Origin of the sequence: Cnuibacter sp. UC19_7 (assembly GCF_042699995.1) — a bacterium.
GTDB lineage: Bacteria > Actinomycetota > Actinomycetes > Actinomycetales > Microbacteriaceae > Cnuibacter.
Window position 1 is genome coordinate 3,275,614 of sequence record NZ_CP170560.1, and the last position, 17,653, is coordinate 3,293,266.

Sequence of the window (17,653 nt, forward strand, 5' to 3'; positions counted from 1 at the left end):
GGAATTCTAGGCGGCGCATCCTGAGCGGGCGCTCGGCAGCCGGGCAGAGAACACGCAGTCGGTGCCCGGGAGGCGGGGGTACCATCTGAGCATGGCCCGCCTGCTGCTCGTGCTCGTCATCATCGTGGTGGCGTTCACGATCTATGCGCTGGTCGACAGTCTCATGCTCGAGAGGTCGCGCATCCGGGGTCTGCCTCGCTGGGCATGGGTGCTCATCGTCCTCCTGCTGCCTCCCATCGGCGGTGTCCTCTGGTTCCTCATCGGTCGGGGTGCGAAGCGCGGCGCGGCGCCCCGTCCGCGCGTGCTCGGGCCCGACGACGACCCCGACTTCCTCGGCACCATGCGCGCGCCGACCCGCTCTCCGGTCGACGACGAGCGCCTCCGCGAGCTCGAGCAGCAGCTGTCCGACATGGACGACGAGCAGGACAACGGCAGAAAAGAACGGTGAGCGTCCCTAGCCCCGCGGCCACGTTCGCGGCTCGGCTGGTCGACGAGCTCTCCCGGCTCGGCGTGCGGCACGCCGTCGTCGCCCCCGGATCGCGCTCCCAGGCCCTCGCCCTCGCCCTCGGCGAGCTGGAGGCGCGCGGCGCGATCGCCGTCCACGTCCGCATCGACGAGCGCGACGCCGGCTTCCTCGCGCTGGGGCTCGCGCTCGAGTCGGGCGCACCCGCGCTCGTCGTGACCACCTCGGGCACCGCGGTGGCGAATCTGCTGCCCGCCGTGGTCGAGGCGTCGCACAGCGGGGTGCCGATGATCGTGCTGAGCTCCGACCGCCCGGCGGCGCTGCGAGGGACGGGTTCGAACCAGACCACGTGGCAGCCGGGCATGTTCGGGCGGTTCGCGCGGTTCGAGCGTGATGTGGTCGCACCCGATGCCGAGGGGATGCCGGATCCGGTCGGTCTCGCGGCCATCGCGCACACCGCGGCCCTGGGTGGTGCAACTGGTGATGCGGGTGGTGCGTTCGGCGCCGCTGGTCCCGGTCCGGTGCATCTCAACCTGCAGTTCGCCGAGCCGCTCTCCGGGACCCTGATCCCCGACCTGCCGGTGCGGTCCGGCACTCCCTCCTCTCCTCCCGTCGTCCGCGAGCCGATCGAGCGACCCGTGCTGCACCTCGAGCGCGGACCGCGCACCGTCGTCGTCGCCGGGCACGGCGCGGGGGAGGCCGCGGCCGAGCTCGCCGCCTCCGCCGGGTGGCCCCTGTTGGCCGAGGTCTCGAGCGGATCGCGCTTCGGTCCCGATCTCGTGGTGGCCTACCGCGAGCTGCTCGCCGACGCCGAGTTCGGCGGTCTCGTCGAGCGCGCCGTCGTGTTCGGCCGCCCCACGCTCTCGCGGCAGGTGCCCGCACTGCTGGCGCGGGCCGACGTCGAGGTCGTCGTCGTGCGCGGCCCCGGCGAGCCCGTGCTGCCGCGTTCGGATGCGGTGGTCGCCGACGCGGTCACCGCCGATCCCTTCGACCGGTCGGATCGTGAGGCGCGCGCCTGGCTCGGCCGCTGGGTGTTCGCCAGCCGAGGCCTCCTCGACGCGGCCGACGACGACATCGCATCCGTCGGCGAGGTCGACGCCGGCACCTGGGACCTCGCCGACCGACGCGACTACGCGAAGGGGGAGCTCGCCGCCCTCCGCGCTCCGATCACGCGACGGGCGCTGGGGCTCGCCGTGTGGCGCGCCAGCTGGCCGCACGATCGGCTGCTGCTCGGCGCCTCGCGCCTCATCCGCGAGCTCGACGCCGTGGCGCCCGGGAAGCGGATCCCCGTGCACGCCAACCGCGGCGTCGCCGGCATCGACGGGACGGTGTCGACCGGGCTCGGGCTCGCCCTCGCCTCGCAGACGGCGGACCCGCGCGGGGTCGGCGTGACCCGCGTGCTCCTCGGCGACCTCGCCGTGCTGCACGACGCCGGGGGGCTGCTCGTGCCCCGCGGCGAACGGCGCCCGCGCATGCAGGTGATCGTCGGCAACGACGGCGGCGGAACCATCTTCGACGGCCTCGAGGTGGCGGGCAGCGCCGACCCTGCGTCCTTCGACCGCCTCATGTACACCCCGCACGACGTCGACCTCGAGTCGCTCGCCGCCGCCTACGGCTGGCAGCACCAGCGCGTCACCGGCCGCGGCGCCCTCGACCAGGCCCTCGCCAGCCCGCCCCCCGGTCTGAGCCTCGTCGAGGTCCCCCTCTCCCGCTGACCCACCCCGCTCGTGGCGCGCCCGCGGCCGGGCGCCGTGGCCTCCGGCCGGTCGCGTGCTGCTCTCGAGCGGGGCCGACGCCGGACTTTCGCCGCGCCACGCCGCGCGATCTCCGGAGTCGGCTCGTATCCGGCCGGATCTCCGGAGTTGGCCCAGCCCGGTGGAGCGCAGCTCGCGGCGCGGGGAGCACTGCACAGGGGCGGATGCGGGCGCGGCTGTCCACAGAAGCCGGGCAGCCGGCGCGGGGGTCGGGGGCGCGAACTAGGCTCGTGGGGTGACCGACGCCGTAGAGACCGCCCAGCCCCGAGCCGCGCTCGACGTGCTGCAGCACGTGTTCGGGTACGACTCCTTCCGCGGGTTCCAGGCCGAGGTGATCGATCAGGTCATCGCGGGCGGCGACGCCGTGGTGCTCATGCCCACCGGCGGAGGCAAGTCGCTCTGCTACCAGATCCCGTCGCTGGTGCGAGAGGGAACGGGCATCGTGGTCTCTCCGCTCATCGCCCTCATGCACGACCAGGTGTCGGCCATGCGCGAGCTCGGCGTGCGGGCCGCGTTCCTCAACTCCACGCAAGACCCCGCCGAGCGGGCCGAGGTCGAGTCGGCGTACCGGCGCGGCGAGCTCGACCTGCTCTACGTGGCGCCCGAGCGTCTGTCTTCCGAGAGCACGAAGCGCCTGCTCGAGTCGGGGCGCATCGCGCTGTTCGCCATCGACGAGGCCCACTGCGTGTCGCAGTGGGGCCACGACTTCCGGCCCGACTACCTCGCGCTCGCCGAGCTGGCCGAGCGCTGGCCCGACGTCCCGCGCATCGCCCTCACCGCCACCGCGACGGAGGCGACCCACAAGGAGATCACCGAGCGGCTCACGCTGCACGAGGCCAAGCACTTCGTCGCCAGCTTCGACCGCCCCAACATCCGCTACCGCATCGACTCGAAGGGCGAGGTCCGCAAGCAGCTGCTCTCGTTCATCCGCACCGAGCACACGGGCAGCTCGGGCATCGTCTACGCCCTCTCTCGCAACACCGTCGAGAAGACGGCCGAGTTCCTGGTGCAGAACGGAGTCGACGCGATGCCGTATCACGCCGGCCTCGATGCACGTCTCCGCGCGCAGACGCAGGCCCGGTTCCTCCGCGACGACGGCGTCGTCATCGTCGCGACCATCGCCTTCGGCATGGGCATCGACAAGCCCGACGTGCGTTTCGTGGCCCATGTCGACCTCCCCAAGTCGGTCGAGGGCTACTACCAGGAGACCGGCCGCGCCGGCCGCGACGGCGCCCCCTCGACGGCGTGGATGGCGTACGGCCTCGGCGACGTCGTGCAGCAGCGCCGCATGATCGAGGAGTCGCCGGGCGACCTCGCCCACCGCCGCCGGCTCTCCTCCCACCTCGATGCGATGCTCGCCCTCTGCGAGACGGTGCACTGCCGCCGAGTGAACCTGCTGGGCTACTTCGGTCAGCGGTCCGAGCCGTGCGGCAATTGCGACACCTGCCTCGAGCCGCCCGAATCGTGGGATGGCACGGTCGCGGCGCAGAAGATGCTCTCGACGGTGGTGCGCCTCGACCGTGAGCGTCGGCAGCGCTTCGGCGCCGGCCACCTCATCGACATCCTCCGGGGCAAGCGCACCGAGCGCGTCGCGCAGTGGGGCCACGACCAGCTCTCCACCTGGGGCATCGGCGACGACCTCACCGAGCAGCAGTGGCGTGGTGTCGTCCGGCAGCTGTTGGCACAGGGCTTCCTCGCGGTGAACGACGACGGATACGGCACCCTCGCGATCACCCCCGAGAGCGCAGCCGTGCTGCGCGGCGAGAAGGCGGTGCAGATGCGGCGCGAGCCGGAGCGCGCCCCGCGCGCCGCGCGGTCGTCGGGCGGCAGCGGCGGAGGCGGCGGTTCGGCGTCGAAGGGGCGCCCCGAGCTGTCGGGTGCGGATGGGGAGCTGTTCGAGGCGCTGCGAGCCTGGCGGGCGGCGACGGCTCGCGAGCAGGGAGTGCCCGCGTACGTCGTGTTCCACGATGCGACGCTGGCCACGCTCGCGCAGCTGCGCCCCGCGAGCGTGTCCGACCTGGTGGGCGTCTCGGGCATCGGCGATCGCAAGCGCGAGTCGTACGGCGAGGGCCTCGTCGCGGTCGTCGCCGAGTTCGGCGCGGGGGGAGACGGCGCAGGAGGCCCGGCCGGTGGGGGAGACGGTGCACCCGCATCGAGTGGCTCACGCGGGCCCTCGTCGTCCGCCCGATCGTCGCGGACGGGGGCGCGCAGCAGTACCACCACACGGGGTGGGCGGCGCACACCGGAGTTCGACGAGCCGCCGTTCGAGGACCCGCCCTTCGACGAGTACCCGCCCGACGACGGCTGGGTCCCGCCCGCCGAGCCTCCCGCCGACGACGAGCCCTGGTGACCCGTGGGGCCTGGCGCCCCGAGCCGAGACCCCACAGCATCGAGCGCTCACTTTCGGCCGCGATCCCGAGCGAGATCGCGCCGAAACCGAGCACTCGACGCCCGACGGAGGACCCTCGAGGAACCTAGCAGGCACCCGCAAGGCACCCGCAGCGCTGAACGGATGTGCGCGACGCCTGACCATCCGTGCACATACGTGCAGCGGAATGCGTCCCGTGTGAGGATCGGGTGGTGTTCAAACAGGTCCTCCGCGGGGTCGCGCGTCCGTTCACCCGGGTGGTCTTCCGCCCGACGGTGATCGGCCGCGAGAACGTCCCCAGGTCCGGCCCCGTGCTCCTCGCGAGCAACCATCTCAGCTTCATCGACAGCGTGGCGATCACGATCCTCGCGCCACGCGACGTGCGCTTCCTCGCGAAGTCCGAGTACTTCACCGGTACCGGCACGACGGGGCGTCTGTCGAAGTCGTTCTTCGAGGGCATCGGCGCCATCCCCGTCGACCGCGCGAGCAACACCGCGGCGAAGGATTCCCTCGACCGCGGGCTCGAGGTGCTGCAGGAGGGCGGCGCGTTCGCGATCTACCCGGAGGGCACCCGCTCGCGCGACGGCCGCCTCTACAAGGGTCGCACCGGCGTGGCGTTCCTCGCCCTCACGGCGCAGTGCCCCGTCGTCCCGGTCGCGATCACGGGTACGCCCGACGTGATGCCGCCCGACACCTCCGAGATCCGGGTGCGGCCGGTGACGGTGCAGTTCGGCGAGCCGATCGACGCCGCGACGTACGGCGACCCCTCCTCGGCCCGCGCTCGCCGCAAGCTCACCGACGACGTGATGGATGCGATCTGGCGGATGTCGGGCCAGGAGCTCGCCGGCACCTACAACGAGCCGCCGGCCGCGAACGTGGTCGAGCGGGTGCGCCGCGCCATGCACCGCAACGACCCCGAGTCGCCCACGCCCTAGCGATGCGGCACAGCGCCCTCAGCGACGCGGCAGCAGCGCGACCTCGGTCGGCGTGAGCGCGCGCCCGGAGCCGTCGACGAACGAGATGCCCACCTCGGCCTCGTGGTCGTCGGCCTCCACGAAGTGCGAGGCGGAGGCGCCGTCGCAGGGGTTGTAGCTCTCGCCCCACTGCGCCATGGCTCCTACGACGAGGGCGAGCCCCTGCCCGGCGTCGGTGAGGTGGTAGGAGAAGCGCTCCCGCGATCCCTCGGCGCGGTAGGAGCGCTTCTCGAGCACACCCCGCTCGACGAGCTTCGCGAGTCGGGCGCTGAGCACGTCGGTGGGGATGCCGAGCGACTCGCGGAACTCGGAGTACGTGGTGCGGCCGCGCAGTGCGTCGCGCACGAGGAGCAGGGACCACTTCTCGCCGATGACGTCGAGGGTGCGCACCACCTGGCAGCGCGAGGTGGTCGGGTCGATCGCGGACATGAGACGAGGATACTGGCTTGGTTTTTCCAAGTCAACGCGCTAGGGTCGCAGCCATGTCGTCGAATACGCGTCTCGGTCGCCGAGGCGCCTTCTGGGCCTCCGCCCTCGTCCTCGCGCTCTGCCTCTGGGCCAGCGGCGCGCCCAGCGTGCTCTACCCCGTCTACGCGGCGGAGTGGGGACTGCCCGCCGTGGTGACGACCTCCGTCTTCGCCGCCTACCCGCTCGCTCTGCTCGTCGTGCTCGCCCTGTTCGGAGGTGTCTCCGACATCATCGGCCGGAGGCGCGCGATGCTGCTCGGCGTCGCCCTCATCGCCGTCGCCGCGGTGGCGTTCGCGGTCGCGCCGAACGTCCTCTGGCTCTACGCCGGCCGCATCCTGCAGGGCGTGGGGACCGGATTCGCGCTCGGCGCGGCGAGCGCGTCGCTCGTCGAGCACAACGTCTCGGCCAACCCGCGGTTCGCGAGCTCGGTGACCGGCTCGGCCACCGCATCCGGACTCACGCTCGCCCTGCTGGTCTCGGGCGTGCTCGCCGAGTTCGCGCCGCTGCCGCTGGTGCTGAGCTTCGCGGTGCTCTTCGTGCTCGCGGTCGCCGCGTTCGTGCTCGTCTGGCGGATGCCCGACGACACGGCCGGCCTGGGGGCGCCGAACTGGCGTCCGCGCGCGCTCCGCCTTGCTCCGGGGCTGCTTCGTCCGTTCCTCGCCGCGACGCTGTCGGTGTCGCTCGCGTACAGCATCGGCGCGGTGTTCCTCTCGCTCGGCGCCCAGATGGCGCGTGATCTGACGGGGACCTCGAGCCTCGCCGTGACCGGTGCGCTCCTGGCGATCTCGGCGGCGGTGATCGGGGTCGTCTCCGTCCTCCTCGCCCGGGTGCCCGCCCATGCGTCCGTGCTCCTCGGAGGCGGCCTCAGCCTCGCGTCGCTCGCGGTGATGGCGGCCTGCGCCATCTGGGGGAGCGTGCCGCTCTTCCTCGCCTGGTGCGTGGTGGGCGGGGTGGCGTACGCGTTCGCCTTCACCGGCGGGATCGGCGTGGTGAACCGGGCCGCTCCCGCGCAGCACCGCGGCGCGACCCTGTCGCTCATGTACCTGTTCTCGTACCTGCTCCAGGCTCTCACCGCGATCGGGGCGGGCGCGCTGGCCACCGGCATCGGGCTCGAGCCCGCCATCGACGTGCTCGCTCCGCTGCTCGGCGTGCTCGCGCTCGGCGCCCTCGCGGCGGGGGCGGCGGACGTCGCGGCAGCCCGCCGGGCCGTTAGCGGGACCCTCTCGACAGTGCGTCGATAACCTGTGTGCTTCCTACAAGATCTGTAGCGTCCCTACAACCCGACCGGGGGATGTGCCGAGGGCCGTTTGTAGCGGGCTGACGGCTCGGTGGCGTGGAGGTCCGAGCGATCGTAGCGTGGCGGTGCCCTGCGACGACAAGGACGTTCATGACTGACACGCTCGACACCACCGGACCCGACGACAGCGAGGTCGAGGCCATCGACCGCGACCTCGACGAATCGGCCGCGGCCATCCGGCCCGGCAAGGTGACCGGACGACGTGCGCCCCTGGAGGGCGAGGTCGTCGTGGCCCGCACCGACGTGCCCTGGCTGAGCCGCTACCTGCTCGGCACGTGGGCCGACATCCGGCTCGCCTCGCGCGACGCCGCGGCGAAGCCGGAGATGCAGCGCATCGAGGGTCTCGGGATGGCCGAGCACCGCGCCCGCGTGCTGGAGCAGTGCCGCTACCTCGTCGAGACGGGCCAGGGGCTGCGCGCCTTCCCCGTCGAGCTCGGCGGCGCGAACGACCCGGGCGGCAACATCGCGGGCTTCGAGGAGCTCGTCGTCGCCGACCCGTCGCTGCAGATCAAGTCGGGGGTGCAGTGGGGCCTCTTCGGCGCCGCCGTGCTCCACCTCGGCACCGGGTACCACCACGAGACCCTCCTGCCCGACATCATGTCGCTGAAGGTGCCCGGCGCCTTCGCGATGACCGAGACCGGGCACGGCTCCGACGTGGCGAGCATCGGCACCACCGCGACGTACGACGAGGCGACCCAGGAGTTCGTCATCCACACGCCGTTCCGCGGCGCCTGGAAGGACTACCTCGGCAACGCCGCCACCGACGGCACCGCCGCGACGGTGTTCGCGAAGCTCGTGACGAAGGGCGTCGACCACGGCGTGCACTGCTTCTACGTGCCGATCCGAGACGAGTCCGGCGCGTTCCTCCCCGGTGTGGGCGGCGAGGACGACGGTCTCAAGGGCGGCCTCAACGGCATCGACAACGGGCGGCTGCACTTCGACCACGTCCGCATCCCGCGGGAGAACCTGCTCAACCGCTACGGCGACGTCGCCGAGGACGGCACCTACACCTCGCCGATCGCCAGCTCGGGCCGCCGCTTCTTCACCATGCTCGGCACGCTCGTCCAGGGCCGCGTCTCGCTCGACGGCGCCTCGACCAACGCCGCGAAGGTGGCCCTCCAGATCGCCGTCACCTACGGCAACCAGCGCCGCCAGTTCACCGCGGGCAGCGACACCGACGAGGAGGTGCTGCTCGACTACCGGATGCACCAGATGCGTCTGATCCCGAAGATCGCGACCACCTACGCCGCGGCCTTCGCGCACGAGACTCTGCTCACCAAGTTCGACGAGGTCTTCAGCGGCCGCTCCGACACCGACGAGGACCGTCAGGACCTCGAGACCCTCGCCGCCGCCCTCAAGCCGCTGTCCACCTGGCACGGGCTCGACACCCTGCAGGAGGCGCGCGAGGCCTGCGGTGGTGCGGGCTTCCTCGCCGAGAACCGCCTGGTGGGCCTCCGAGCCGACCTCGACGTCTACGCCACCTTCGAGGGCGACAACCACGTGCTGCTGCAGCTCGTGGCCAAGCGCCTCCTCAGCGACTACAGCCGGCGCTTCGCCAAGGCCGACTTCGGGGTGCTCGCCCGGTTCGTCGTCGAGCAGGCGGCCGACAAGGCGACCAGCGGATCGGGTCTGCGCAGCCTCGTGCAGCGCGTCGCCGACCTGGGTTCCACCGCACGCTCCGTGTCGCAGCTGCGCGAGACCGCGGCCCAGCGCCAGCTGCTCACCGACCGCGTCGAGACGATGGTCGCCGAGGTCGCGGGGGCGCTCCGCCCGGCCTCGAAGATGTCGCAGAAGGCCGCAGCCGACCTGTTCAACCAGCACCAGACCGAGATCATCGAGGCCGCGCGGGCTCACGGCGAGCTGCTGCAGTGGGAGGCCTTCACGGAGGCGCTCGAGGGCCCAGCCGCGGCGGGCATGGACGACGGCACCCGCGTGGTGCTCACCTGGGTCCGCGACCTGTTCGGACTCGGGCTCGTTGAGAAGCACCTCGCCTGGTACCTCATGCACGGGCGGCTGTCGCCCTCGCGCGCCCGCTCCGTGCGCCTGTACACCGAGCGGCTCGCCGCGCGCCTGCGCCCCCACGCCCAGGACCTCGTCGACGCGTTCGGATACGGCCCCGAGCACATCCGCGCGTCGATCGCGTCGGGCGCCGAGAAGGCCCGCCAGGACGAGGCGCGCGCCTACTACGCCGAGGCCCGCGCCGCGGGCACCCTCCCGACCCCCGAGCCGAAGCCCTCGAAGAAGCGCTGACGCGCTCACGCCCCGAGCCCATCGCTCGGCTTCGTCCACGAAAGGCAGGTTCCCCACGACGGGGAGGTGCCTTTCGTGGACAAAGCCCGAGAGTGGTACCGGGGTACGAGGGCGGGTGGGCAGGACGGGACCTGAGGCGGATGGGGTGAGCCCGTCGGATCCCTAGCGTGGAGATGTGCGGTGGAGAGCCGCGCATCGAACGCGAGGAGGATCCATGATCCAGGCGAGAGGCCTGACCAAGCGCTACGGCGCGAAGACGGCGGTGGACGGCATCGACTTCGTCGTGCGTCCCGGGCAGGTGACGGGCTTCCTGGGCCCGAACGGCGCCGGGAAGTCGACGACGATGCGGATGATCGTGGGGCTCGACCGTCCCTCGGCCGGCTCCGTCACCGTCAACGGCCGCGCCTACCGCGAGCACCGAGCCCCGCTCCACGAGGTCGGGGTCCTGCTCGACGCCAAGGGGGTCCACACCGGTCGCAGCGCGCGCAACCACCTCCGCGCGCTGGCCGCGACCCACCGCATCCCGACCAGCCGGGTCGACGAGGTGATCGAGCTCACCGGCCTCACCTCGGTGGCGCGCAAGCGCGTGGGCGGCTTCTCGCTCGGCATGGGCCAGCGCCTCGGCATCGCCGCCGCTCTCCTGGGCGACCCGGAGACGCTCATCCTCGACGAGCCCGTCAACGGCCTCGACCCCGAGGGCGTCTACTGGGTGCGCGGACTCGTGCGGCAGCTCGCCGCAGAGGGGCGAACAGTGCTGCTCTCGTCGCATCTCATGAGCGAGATGGCGCTCACCGCCGACCACCTGATCGTGCTCGGCAAGGGCCGGATCATCGCCGACGCCGCCATGTCGGCCGTGGTCGACTCCGCCACCCACAGCTTCGTGCGCGTGGCCAGCCCCCGGGCGGGCGAGCTCGCCCGCGTGCTCACCCAGCCCGACGTCACCGTGACGAGCACGGCCGCCGACGCCCTCGAGATCCGGGGGCTCGCCCCCGCCGCCATCGGTGACGCGGCCGCAGCCCACGGCATCCCGCTGCACGAGCTCACGGCCGTGCAGGGCTCGCTCGAAGAGGCCTACATGGCCCTCACCCGCGACGAGGTCGAGTACCGCACGTCGCTCACCGCCCCCGCGGCGCCCACCGCCGCCGCACCCACCCCCAGCCAGACCGTCTCCGAGGAGGCAGCGCGATGACCGCCGCAGTCGAGACCCCCCAGATCGCCCGCCGTTCCCACGTCACGATGCCGGATGCGCGCCTGCGCTTCACCGGGATCCTGAAGTCGGAGTGGATCAAGCTCACCACCGTCCGCTCGACCGTCTGGGTGCTGCTCGTGCTGCTGCTCGTCCAGATCGGCATGGGTGTGATGGCCGCCCTGAGCATCCCGCTCCCGCCCACCGGTGCGGGCTCCGCGGCGGCGGTCGGATCGTTCGCGGTCCTCGTCTCGACGGTCGGCGTGTTCTTCAACCAGCTGGTGATCGCCGTGCTCGGCGTGCTCGTGGTGAGCGGGGAGTACTCGACCGGGCAGATCCGGTCGACGCTCACCGCCGTGCCGACCCGCCTGCCCGTGCTCGTCGCCAAGGGGCTCGTGTTCGCGGTGACCTCGTTCGTCGTGTCGCTGGTGTCGGTGCTCATCACCTACGCAGCCACCTGGCCGATCATCGACTCGCGCGCGGGTGCCTCCGACCTCACCGACCCCGCCGTGTGGTGGCCGCTCATCGGCGCCGCGGGTTACCTCGCTCTCGTCGGCCTGCTGTCGTTCTCGATCGGCGCCATCATGCGCAACACCGCGGCGGGCATCGCGGTCTCCGTCGGGCTGCTGCTCGTCGTACCCATCGTGCTCAGCTTCATCGGCGCCGAGTGGGCCACCGTGGTGACCGACTGGCTGCCGTCCGCCGCGGGCCAGACCCTGCTCGGATCGGGCTCGGTGTTCGAGCCCTGGCAGGCTCTGCTCGTTATGCTCGGATGGGTCGCGGTGCCGTTCGTCACCGCATCCGCCCTGCTGGCGAGGAGAGACGCCTGACCGACGACCTGCGCGAGTCGCGCGACCTGCGCCTGCCGAAGCCGCCCGGATTCATCCGGACGTTCTTCGCCCGGCACCCGTGGCTCCTCGACGTGATGATCGCGGCGGTGTACTCGGCACCCGCCGCGATCTTCACGCTCGTCGTCGCCGCACGCGACGTGCTCGGCGGCGGCCCACTCTGGCCGACTGCCGTCGCCTTCTACATCACGCTCCTCGTCACGGGGGCCCTCGTCTTCCGCCGCTACGTGCCGCACGTCACCGCCGGGGTGGCGGTGGCGGTGTTCATCGCCAGCTACGCGCTCGGAACCCACTTCTCGCCGGGGCTGACGTGGTTCCCGGTCATCGCCTCGCTCTACGCGCTCGCGGTGTATCGCAGCAGCCGGGCGGCATGGATCTGGACGGCCGTCGCGTCGGGCGCGGCGATCGTCTGCTCGATCGTCGTGGAGACCGATCCGATCACCATCATCGGCTTCTCCTTCATGTGGACCATGTCGCTCGTGATCGCCACCCTCGTCGGCATCACGTTCGGCAACCGGCGGCGCTACATCCAGGCGCTCCTCGACCGGGCCTGGCAGCTCGCGCGCGAGCGCGACCAGCAGGCGCAGATCGCCACCGCCGCCGAGCGGGCGCGTATCGCCCGCGAGATGCACGACATCGTGGCGCACAGCCTCACCGTGATCGTCGCGCTCTCCGACGGCGCCGAGGCGAGCATCGACCGCTCGCCGGAGGTCGCGAGGGAGGCCGTGCGCCAGTCCGCGTCGACGGCGCGTCGGGCCCTCGCCGACATGCGCCGGTCGCTCGGCGTGCTGACCTCCGACCGGGCGCCGGAGCCGGGCGAGCTGGCGCCGCAGCCGGGCCTGTCCGAGCTGCCCGAGCTCATCGAGTCGTACCGCTCCGCCGGGCTCCCCGTGCGGTTCACCGAGCGCGGCCCGGAGCCCGCCGACCCGGTCACGCAGCTCACCGTGTTCCGTGTGGTGCAGGAGGCGCTCACGAACGCGCTCCGCTACGCCCTCGAGCCCACCGCGGTCGACGTCGACCTCGACTACGGGGCGGACCGCATCCGCATCTCGGTCACCGATGACGGCCGAGAGGCGGATCGACGCGCCGTCTCGGTGGGATCCGGCAGCGGGCTGATCGGGATGCGTGAGAGGGTGGCCGTGCACGGAGGGACCGTGTCGGCCGGGCCGGTCGGAGTGCACGGCTGGCGAGTCACGGCGGAGTTCGACGCCCGCGGAGAGGTCGCCCGATGAGTGACGCGAACCCGATCAGACTGCTGCTCGTCGACGATCAGCCGCTCATCCGGATGGGGCTGCGCATGGTGCTCGAGGCGCGCGGCTTCGCCGTGGCGGGCGAGGCGTCCGACGGGGGAGAGGCGATCGCGCAGGCCGCCGTGCTCGCACCCGACGTCATCCTCATGGACGTCCGCATGCCGGGTCTCGACGGCATCCAGGCCACCCGCGCGATCGTGCAGGCCAGCCCCGGGTCGCGCATCCTCATCCTCACCACCTTCGACCTCGACGAGTACGCGTTCGCCGCGCTCGACGCCGGCGCGAGCGGGTTCCTCCTGAAGGACGCGCAGCCCGCCGAGCTGGCCGCGGCGATCGAGGCGGTCGCCACCGGCGACGCCGCCGTGTCGCCGCGGGTCACGCGGCGCCTCCTCGACATCGTCAGCGGACGGCTCGCGGATGCGCAGGGCGGGTCGTCGGCGCCCGTCGCGCCCGTCGGAGCTGCGCACGCGCTCGACGCCGAGACGACGGCGCGCCTCGGCGAGCTCACCGAACGCGAGCGCGAGGTGCTCGTCGCGATGGCGCAGGGGCTCACCAACACCGAGATCGCCTCGAGCCTCTTCCTCTCGGAGTCGACCGTGAAGACGCACGTCGGCCGCGTGCTCATGAAGCTCGACGCCCGCGACCGCGTCCAGGCGGTCATCCTCGCCCTCCGCGCCGGCCTCGTCTCCCTCTGAGGAACCCTCGACGACGGGCGCCCTCGGTGCTAGCATTGACAGCACGACGAGGGGGCGAGATGGCGACGATCACCGTCCGAGATCTCGATGAGTCGACCCGCGATGCGTTGCGCATTCGCGCTGCTCGGAACGGGCGCTCGATGGAGGCCGAGGTGCGCGAGATCCTGAACGCGGCAGTGAGCGCACATGCGGATGCAGATCCGCCCCGCACGGTGGGTGAGCTCTTCGAGCGCATCCACGAGCTCTTCGTGGGTGTGGACACGGAGGGCTTCGAGATCCCACCCCGAAGCGCAGTCGCGAGTTACGTCGACTTCTCGGGGGACGAGTTCATCGTCCGTCGCGACGAGTGAACGTCTTCGATACGAACGTCCTGTCGGCGCTCATCCAGCCCGATGTGGAGCCTCGGCTCTTCCGGAGGGTGGATCCGCTGCTCGGGAATGCCGGGAATGTGACGGCGGTCACCGTCGGCGAGATCCTTCTCGGCGTAGCCAAGATGCCTCGCGGCACACGGCGCGAGGTGCTCGGTTCGCGGTACGCCAGGATGCTCTCGACGTACTTCAGTGGCTGCGTGCTTCCGTTCGACTGGGCGGCCTCCATCGAGTACGCCGACATCGTTGCGACACGGAGGGGCGGTGGGCGGCCGATCAGCCAGAGCGACGCGGAGATCGCCGCCATCGTGCGGTCCCGAGAGGGCGTCCTCTGGACCCGGAACGTGCGCGACTTCGAGGGATGCGGGATCGAGGTCGTGAACCCCTGGGAGTGACCCGCCCCCCCCCCGGTTTGTCCCGGTTTACGTCGCGAATCGCGGAAAAGGCGTCGGAAACCTGGACAAGGCCAGGTGCGGCACGTCTGGGGACGCGTCAGGGGGCCACGTAGGCGGCGAGGTGCTCGCCCGTGAGGGTGGAGGGGGAGGCGACGAGGGCGGCGGGGGTGCCCTCGAAGACGATGCGGCCGCCGTCGTGGCCGGCGCCGGGGCCGAGGTCGATGATCCAGTCGGCGTGCGCCATCACCGCCTGGTGGTGCTCGATCACGATCACGGTGCGGCCGCCGTCGACGAGGCGGTCGAGGAGGCCCAGCAGGTTCTCGACGTCGGCGAGGTGGAGACCCGTCGTCGGCTCGTCGAGCACGAAGACGCCGCCCTTGTCGCCGAGGTGCGTGGCCAGCTTGAGGCGCTGCCGCTCTCCGCCGGACAGGGTCGTCAGCGGCTGGCCGAGCGTCACGTAGCCGAGGCCCACGTCCGCCAGCCTCTCGAGGATCGCCACCGCGGCCGGCGTGCGCGCCTCACCCGACGCGAAGAACTCCAGCGCCGCCGTCACCGGCAGCGCCAGCACCTCGCTGATGTCCTTGCCGCCCAGCCGGTACTCGAGCACCGAGTCGGCGAAGCGGCGTCCTTCGCACGCCTCGCACACCGTCGACACGCTCGCCATCGGCCCGAGGTCGGTGAACACCACGCCCGCGCCGCCGCACACCGGGCAGGCGCCCTCCGAGTTCGAGCTGAACAGCGCCGGCCTCACCCCGTTCGCCTTCGCGAAGGCCTTCCGCACGGGCTCGAGCAGACCGGTGTAGGTCGCCGGGTTGCTGCGCCGCGACCCGCGGATCGGGGTCTGGTCGACCGACACGACCCCGTCGCGCTTCGCCACCGAACCGCGGACGAGCGAGCTCTTCCCCGACCCGGCGACCCCGGTCAGCACGGTGAGCACGCCGAGCGGGATGTCGACGTCGACTCCCACGAGGTTGTTCGTCGTCGCCCCGCGCACCTCGATCGCGCCGGTCGGCTTCCGCACCGACTCCTTGAGCGTCGCCCGGTCGTCGAGGTGGCGCCCGGTGAGCGTCCCGCTCGACCTCAGCCCCTCGACCGTGCCCTCGAAGACCACCTCCCCACCGCCGGCACCCGCCCCCGGGCCCAGATCGACGACGTGGTCGGCGATCGCGATCGCCTCCGGCTTGTGCTCGACCACGAGCACCGTATTGCCCTTGTCGCGCAGCTGCTGCAGCAGCTCGTTCATGCGGCGTATGTCGTGCGGATGCAGTCCCACGGTCGGCTCGTCGAACACGTACGTGATGTCGGTCAGGCTCGACCCCAGGTGCTTCACCATCTTCGTGCGCTGCGCCTCGCCGCCCGACAGCGTGCCCGACGATCGGTCGAGGCTCAGGTAGCCGAGCCCGATGTCGACGAAGGAGTCGAGGAGCTGCGAGAGGTTCTCCCGCAACGGCGCCACGCTCGGCTCGTCGAGGGCCCGCACCCACTCGGCGAGATCCGTGATCTGCATCGCGCACGCATCCGCGATGCTCACCCCGCCGATCCTCGACGACCGGGCTCCCTGGCTGAGCCTCGTGCCCTCGCACTCGGGGCAGGTGATGAACGTCACCGCACGGTCGACGAAGGCGCGGATGTGCGGCTGCATCGACTCCTTGTCCTTCGACAGCATCGACTGCTGGAGCTTCGGGATGAGACCCATGTAGGTGAGGTTGACGCCCTGGATCTTCACCTTCGTCGTCTCGCCGTAGAGGAACGCATCGCGCTCCTTCGCGGTGAAGTCGCGGATCGGCTTGTCGGCCGGATAGAAGCCCGACTCCGCGTAGATGCGCACCATCCAGCCGTCGCCCGTGTACCCGGGGATCATGAACGGATCCTCCGACAGCGACTTCGAGTCGTCGAACAGCTGGGTGAGATCGATGTCGGTCACGGCGCCGCGACCCTCGCAGCGCGGACACATCCCGCCGACGATCGAGAAGTCGGCGCGCACCGCCTTCGTCCGCTCACCGCGATCGACCGTGATCGCGCCCTTCCCGCTCGCCGACGCCACGTTGAACGAGAACGCCTGCGGCGACCCGATGTGCGGCACGCCGAGCCGCGAGAACAGGATGCGGAGCATCGCGTTCGCATCCGTCGCCGTGCCCACCGTGGAACGCGGGTCGGACCCCATCCGCTCCTGATCGACGATGATCGCCGTCGTGAGCCCTTCGAGCACGTCGACGTCGGGTCGCGCGAGCGTCGGCATGAAGCCCTGCACGAACGCGCTGTACGTCTCGTTGATCATGCGCTGCGACTCGGCCGCGATCGTGTCGAACACGAGGCTGCTCTTGCCCGACCCCGACACCCCGGTGAACACCGTGAGCCGGCGCTTCGGGAGCACGACGCTGACGTCCTTGAGGTTGTTCTCGCGAGCGCCGTGCACCCGGATGACGTCATGACCGTCTGCGACGTGCTCCGCCACGCTCAACCCTTCTGCTGGATGCGGAGCAGATTGCCCGCGGGATCGCGGAACGCGCAGTCGCGCACCCCGTACGGCTGGTCCGTCGGCTCCTGCACGACCTCAGCCCCGTTCGACTCGAGCGACGCGAAGAGCGCGTCGAGGTCGTCGCTGGCGAGGTTGACGCCGAAGAAGCTGCCCTTCGCGACCAGCTCGAGGAGGGTCCGCTGCTCGTCCTCCGTCAGGCCCGGCGACGCGGTCGGCGGGTGCAGCACGATCGCCGTGTCGGGCTGGTCGGCCGGGCCGACGGTGATCCAAGCGTTGCCGTCCCAGCGCACGTCGTTACGCACCTCCCACCCGAGGACGTCGCGGTAGAACGCGAGCGACGCATCCGGATCGGTGTGCGGCAGGAAGCTGGAGTGGATGGTGGTGGTCGTCGTCGTCGTCATGCTCTTCACGCTATCTTCGGGGCGGATGCGGGCGCTTCTCGATTCCTGATCGGTCGCGAGACCTGCTTCGCCGTGCACGCCGGGAGACCCGAGAGCTCGTCCGTGGGACGGCGGAGGTACACGCTCGGCGGGACGCCGACCAGTTCGGTGAAACGCGTGCTGAACGTGCCGAGGGACTGGCAGCCGACCTCGAAGCAGACCTCGGTGACGGTCTTGTCGCCGCGCCGCAGCAGGGCCTTCGCGCGTTCGATGCGCCGGGTCATCAAGTACGAGTACGGGGATTCGCCGAATGCCGCCTTGAAGCGGCGGGAGAGGTGGCCTGCGGAGACGTGGGCGCCGCGGGCGAGGGCCTCGACGTCGAGGGGGGAGGCGTAGTCGCGGTCGATGCGGTCGCGGACACGGCGGAGCAGGACGAGCTCGGTGAGGTCGCGGGTGGGGACGGTCGGTGTGCCCATGC

The 17,653-nt window shown here is 71.6% G+C and carries 16 protein-coding genes; 12 read left to right on the forward strand and 4 right to left on the reverse strand.

Annotated elements, in window-relative coordinates; all coding sequences use genetic code 11:
• Window positions 1-91: 91 nt before the first annotated feature.
• The 4 genes from ACFJGV_RS15655 to ACFJGV_RS15670 all read left to right on the forward strand — a co-directional run bounded on the left by ACFJGV_RS15655 (window position 92) and on the right by ACFJGV_RS15670 (window position 5,520).
• Window positions 92-448: a PLD nuclease N-terminal domain-containing protein gene (locus ACFJGV_RS15655; protein WP_378144910.1), complete on the forward strand. Its 357-nt coding sequence runs from the start codon at window positions 92-94 to the stop codon at window positions 446-448.
• The gene (gene menD / locus ACFJGV_RS15660) at window positions 445-2,178 is read left to right on the forward strand and encodes a 2-succinyl-5-enolpyruvyl-6-hydroxy-3-cyclohexene-1-carboxylic-acid synthase (protein ID WP_378144911.1); all 1,734 of its coding nucleotides are present in this window, start codon (window positions 445-447) and stop codon (window positions 2,176-2,178) included. Before ACFJGV_RS15655 ends, menD begins: the two co-directional genes overlap by 4 nt.
• A gap of 274 nt (window positions 2,179-2,452) precedes the next feature.
• Window positions 2,453-4,567: a DNA helicase RecQ gene (gene recQ / locus ACFJGV_RS15665; RefSeq protein ID WP_378144912.1), complete on the forward strand. Its 2,115-nt coding sequence runs from the start codon at window positions 2,453-2,455 to the stop codon at window positions 4,565-4,567.
• A 230-nt stretch (window positions 4,568-4,797) separates the two neighbouring features.
• On the forward strand, window positions 4,798-5,520 hold the full coding sequence (locus ACFJGV_RS15670; protein WP_378144913.1) for a lysophospholipid acyltransferase family protein: 723 nt from the start codon (window positions 4,798-4,800) through the stop codon (window positions 5,518-5,520).
• Between the two features lie 18 nt (window positions 5,521-5,538).
• On the opposite strand, the gene ACFJGV_RS15675 is transcribed toward ACFJGV_RS15670, so the two are convergent.
• Window positions 5,539-5,988, reverse strand: coding sequence for a winged helix-turn-helix transcriptional regulator (locus tag ACFJGV_RS15675; RefSeq protein ID WP_378144914.1), 450 nt, complete (start codon window positions 5,986-5,988; stop codon window positions 5,539-5,541).
• A gap of 53 nt (window positions 5,989-6,041) precedes the next feature.
• Here ACFJGV_RS15675 and ACFJGV_RS15680 point away from each other — a divergent pair, with 53 nt between their 5' ends.
• From ACFJGV_RS15680 to ACFJGV_RS15715, 8 genes are all read left to right on the forward strand, one after another.
• Entirely contained in the window at window positions 6,042-7,268 is a 1,227-nt protein-coding gene (locus ACFJGV_RS15680) for an MFS transporter (protein WP_378144915.1), read from the forward strand.
• 146 nt (window positions 7,269-7,414) lie between these two features.
• Window positions 7,415-9,574: an acyl-CoA dehydrogenase gene (locus tag ACFJGV_RS15685; RefSeq protein WP_378144916.1), complete on the forward strand. Its 2,160-nt coding sequence runs from the start codon at window positions 7,415-7,417 to the stop codon at window positions 9,572-9,574.
• A gap of 214 nt (window positions 9,575-9,788) precedes the next feature.
• Window positions 9,789-10,763, forward strand: a complete 975-nt coding sequence (locus ACFJGV_RS15690; protein ID WP_378144917.1) for an ABC transporter ATP-binding protein — start codon at window positions 9,789-9,791, stop codon at window positions 10,761-10,763.
• Window positions 10,760-11,590, forward strand: coding sequence for an ABC transporter permease (locus ACFJGV_RS15695; RefSeq protein ID WP_378144918.1), 831 nt, complete (start codon window positions 10,760-10,762; stop codon window positions 11,588-11,590). The genes ACFJGV_RS15690 and ACFJGV_RS15695 overlap by 4 nt, the downstream gene beginning before the upstream one ends.
• Window positions 11,533-12,840: a sensor histidine kinase gene (locus ACFJGV_RS15700; RefSeq protein WP_378144919.1), complete on the forward strand. Its 1,308-nt coding sequence runs from the start codon at window positions 11,533-11,535 to the stop codon at window positions 12,838-12,840. Before ACFJGV_RS15695 ends, ACFJGV_RS15700 begins: the two co-directional genes overlap by 58 nt.
• Window positions 12,837-13,553 (forward strand): response regulator, encoded by a 717-nt coding sequence (locus tag ACFJGV_RS15705; RefSeq protein ID WP_378144920.1) that lies wholly within the window; start codon window positions 12,837-12,839, stop codon window positions 13,551-13,553. Before ACFJGV_RS15700 ends, ACFJGV_RS15705 begins: the two co-directional genes overlap by 4 nt.
• A 59-nt stretch (window positions 13,554-13,612) precedes the next feature.
• Window positions 13,613-13,903, forward strand: coding sequence for a hypothetical protein (locus ACFJGV_RS15710; protein ID WP_378144921.1), 291 nt, complete (start codon window positions 13,613-13,615; stop codon window positions 13,901-13,903).
• 68 nt (window positions 13,904-13,971) lie between these two features.
• Window positions 13,972-14,316 (forward strand): VapC toxin family PIN domain ribonuclease, encoded by a 345-nt coding sequence (locus tag ACFJGV_RS15715; RefSeq protein ID WP_378144922.1) that lies wholly within the window; start codon window positions 13,972-13,974, stop codon window positions 14,314-14,316.
• A gap of 97 nt (window positions 14,317-14,413) precedes the next feature.
• On the opposite strand, the gene ACFJGV_RS15720 is transcribed toward ACFJGV_RS15715, so the two are convergent.
• The 3 genes from ACFJGV_RS15720 to ACFJGV_RS15730 are packed head-to-tail and all read right to left on the reverse strand — an operon-like array spanning window position 14,414 to window position 17,651.
• Entirely contained in the window at window positions 14,414-16,771 is a 2,358-nt protein-coding gene (locus ACFJGV_RS15720) for an ATP-binding cassette domain-containing protein (RefSeq protein WP_378144923.1), read from the reverse strand.
• Window positions 16,772-16,773: 2 nt separating this feature from the next.
• Window positions 16,774-17,196: a VOC family protein gene (locus ACFJGV_RS15725; protein WP_378144924.1), complete on the reverse strand. Its 423-nt coding sequence runs from the start codon at window positions 17,194-17,196 to the stop codon at window positions 16,774-16,776.
• A gap of 5 nt (window positions 17,197-17,201) precedes the next feature.
• Window positions 17,202-17,651, reverse strand: a complete 450-nt coding sequence (locus tag ACFJGV_RS15730; RefSeq protein WP_378144925.1) for a helix-turn-helix transcriptional regulator — start codon at window positions 17,649-17,651, stop codon at window positions 17,202-17,204.
• Window positions 17,652-17,653: the final 2 nt, after the last annotated feature.

What these genes read in the sequence shown, in the direction of transcription:
- ACFJGV_RS15705 (WP_378144920.1), top strand. Translation starts at nt 12,837, where the DNA reads ATGAGTGACGCGAACCCGATCAGACTGCTGCTCGTCGACGATCAGCCG.
- ACFJGV_RS15685 (WP_378144916.1), top strand. Translation starts at nt 7,415, where the DNA reads ATGACTGACACGCTCGACACCACCGGACCCGACGACAGCGAGGTCGAG.
- ACFJGV_RS15700 (WP_378144919.1), top strand. Translation starts at nt 11,533, where the DNA reads ATGGGTCGCGGTGCCGTTCGTCACCGCATCCGCCCTGCTGGCGAGGAG.
- ACFJGV_RS15710 (WP_378144921.1), top strand. Translation starts at nt 13,613, where the DNA reads ATGGCGACGATCACCGTCCGAGATCTCGATGAGTCGACCCGCGATGCG.
- ACFJGV_RS15680 (WP_378144915.1), top strand. Translation starts at nt 6,042, where the DNA reads ATGTCGTCGAATACGCGTCTCGGTCGCCGAGGCGCCTTCTGGGCCTCC.
- ACFJGV_RS15675 (WP_378144914.1), bottom strand. Translation starts at nt 5,988, where the DNA reads ATGTCCGCGATCGACCCGACCACCTCGCGCTGCCAGGTGGTGCGCACC.
- ACFJGV_RS15730 (WP_378144925.1), bottom strand. Translation starts at nt 17,651, where the DNA reads ATGGGCACACCGACCGTCCCCACCCGCGACCTCACCGAGCTCGTCCTG.
- ACFJGV_RS15695 (WP_378144918.1), top strand. Translation starts at nt 10,760, where the DNA reads ATGACCGCCGCAGTCGAGACCCCCCAGATCGCCCGCCGTTCCCACGTC.
- ACFJGV_RS15655 (WP_378144910.1), top strand. Translation starts at nt 92, where the DNA reads ATGGCCCGCCTGCTGCTCGTGCTCGTCATCATCGTGGTGGCGTTCACG.
- ACFJGV_RS15690 (WP_378144917.1), top strand. Translation starts at nt 9,789, where the DNA reads ATGATCCAGGCGAGAGGCCTGACCAAGCGCTACGGCGCGAAGACGGCG.
- ACFJGV_RS15725 (WP_378144924.1), bottom strand. Translation starts at nt 17,196, where the DNA reads ATGACGACGACGACGACCACCACCATCCACTCCAGCTTCCTGCCGCAC.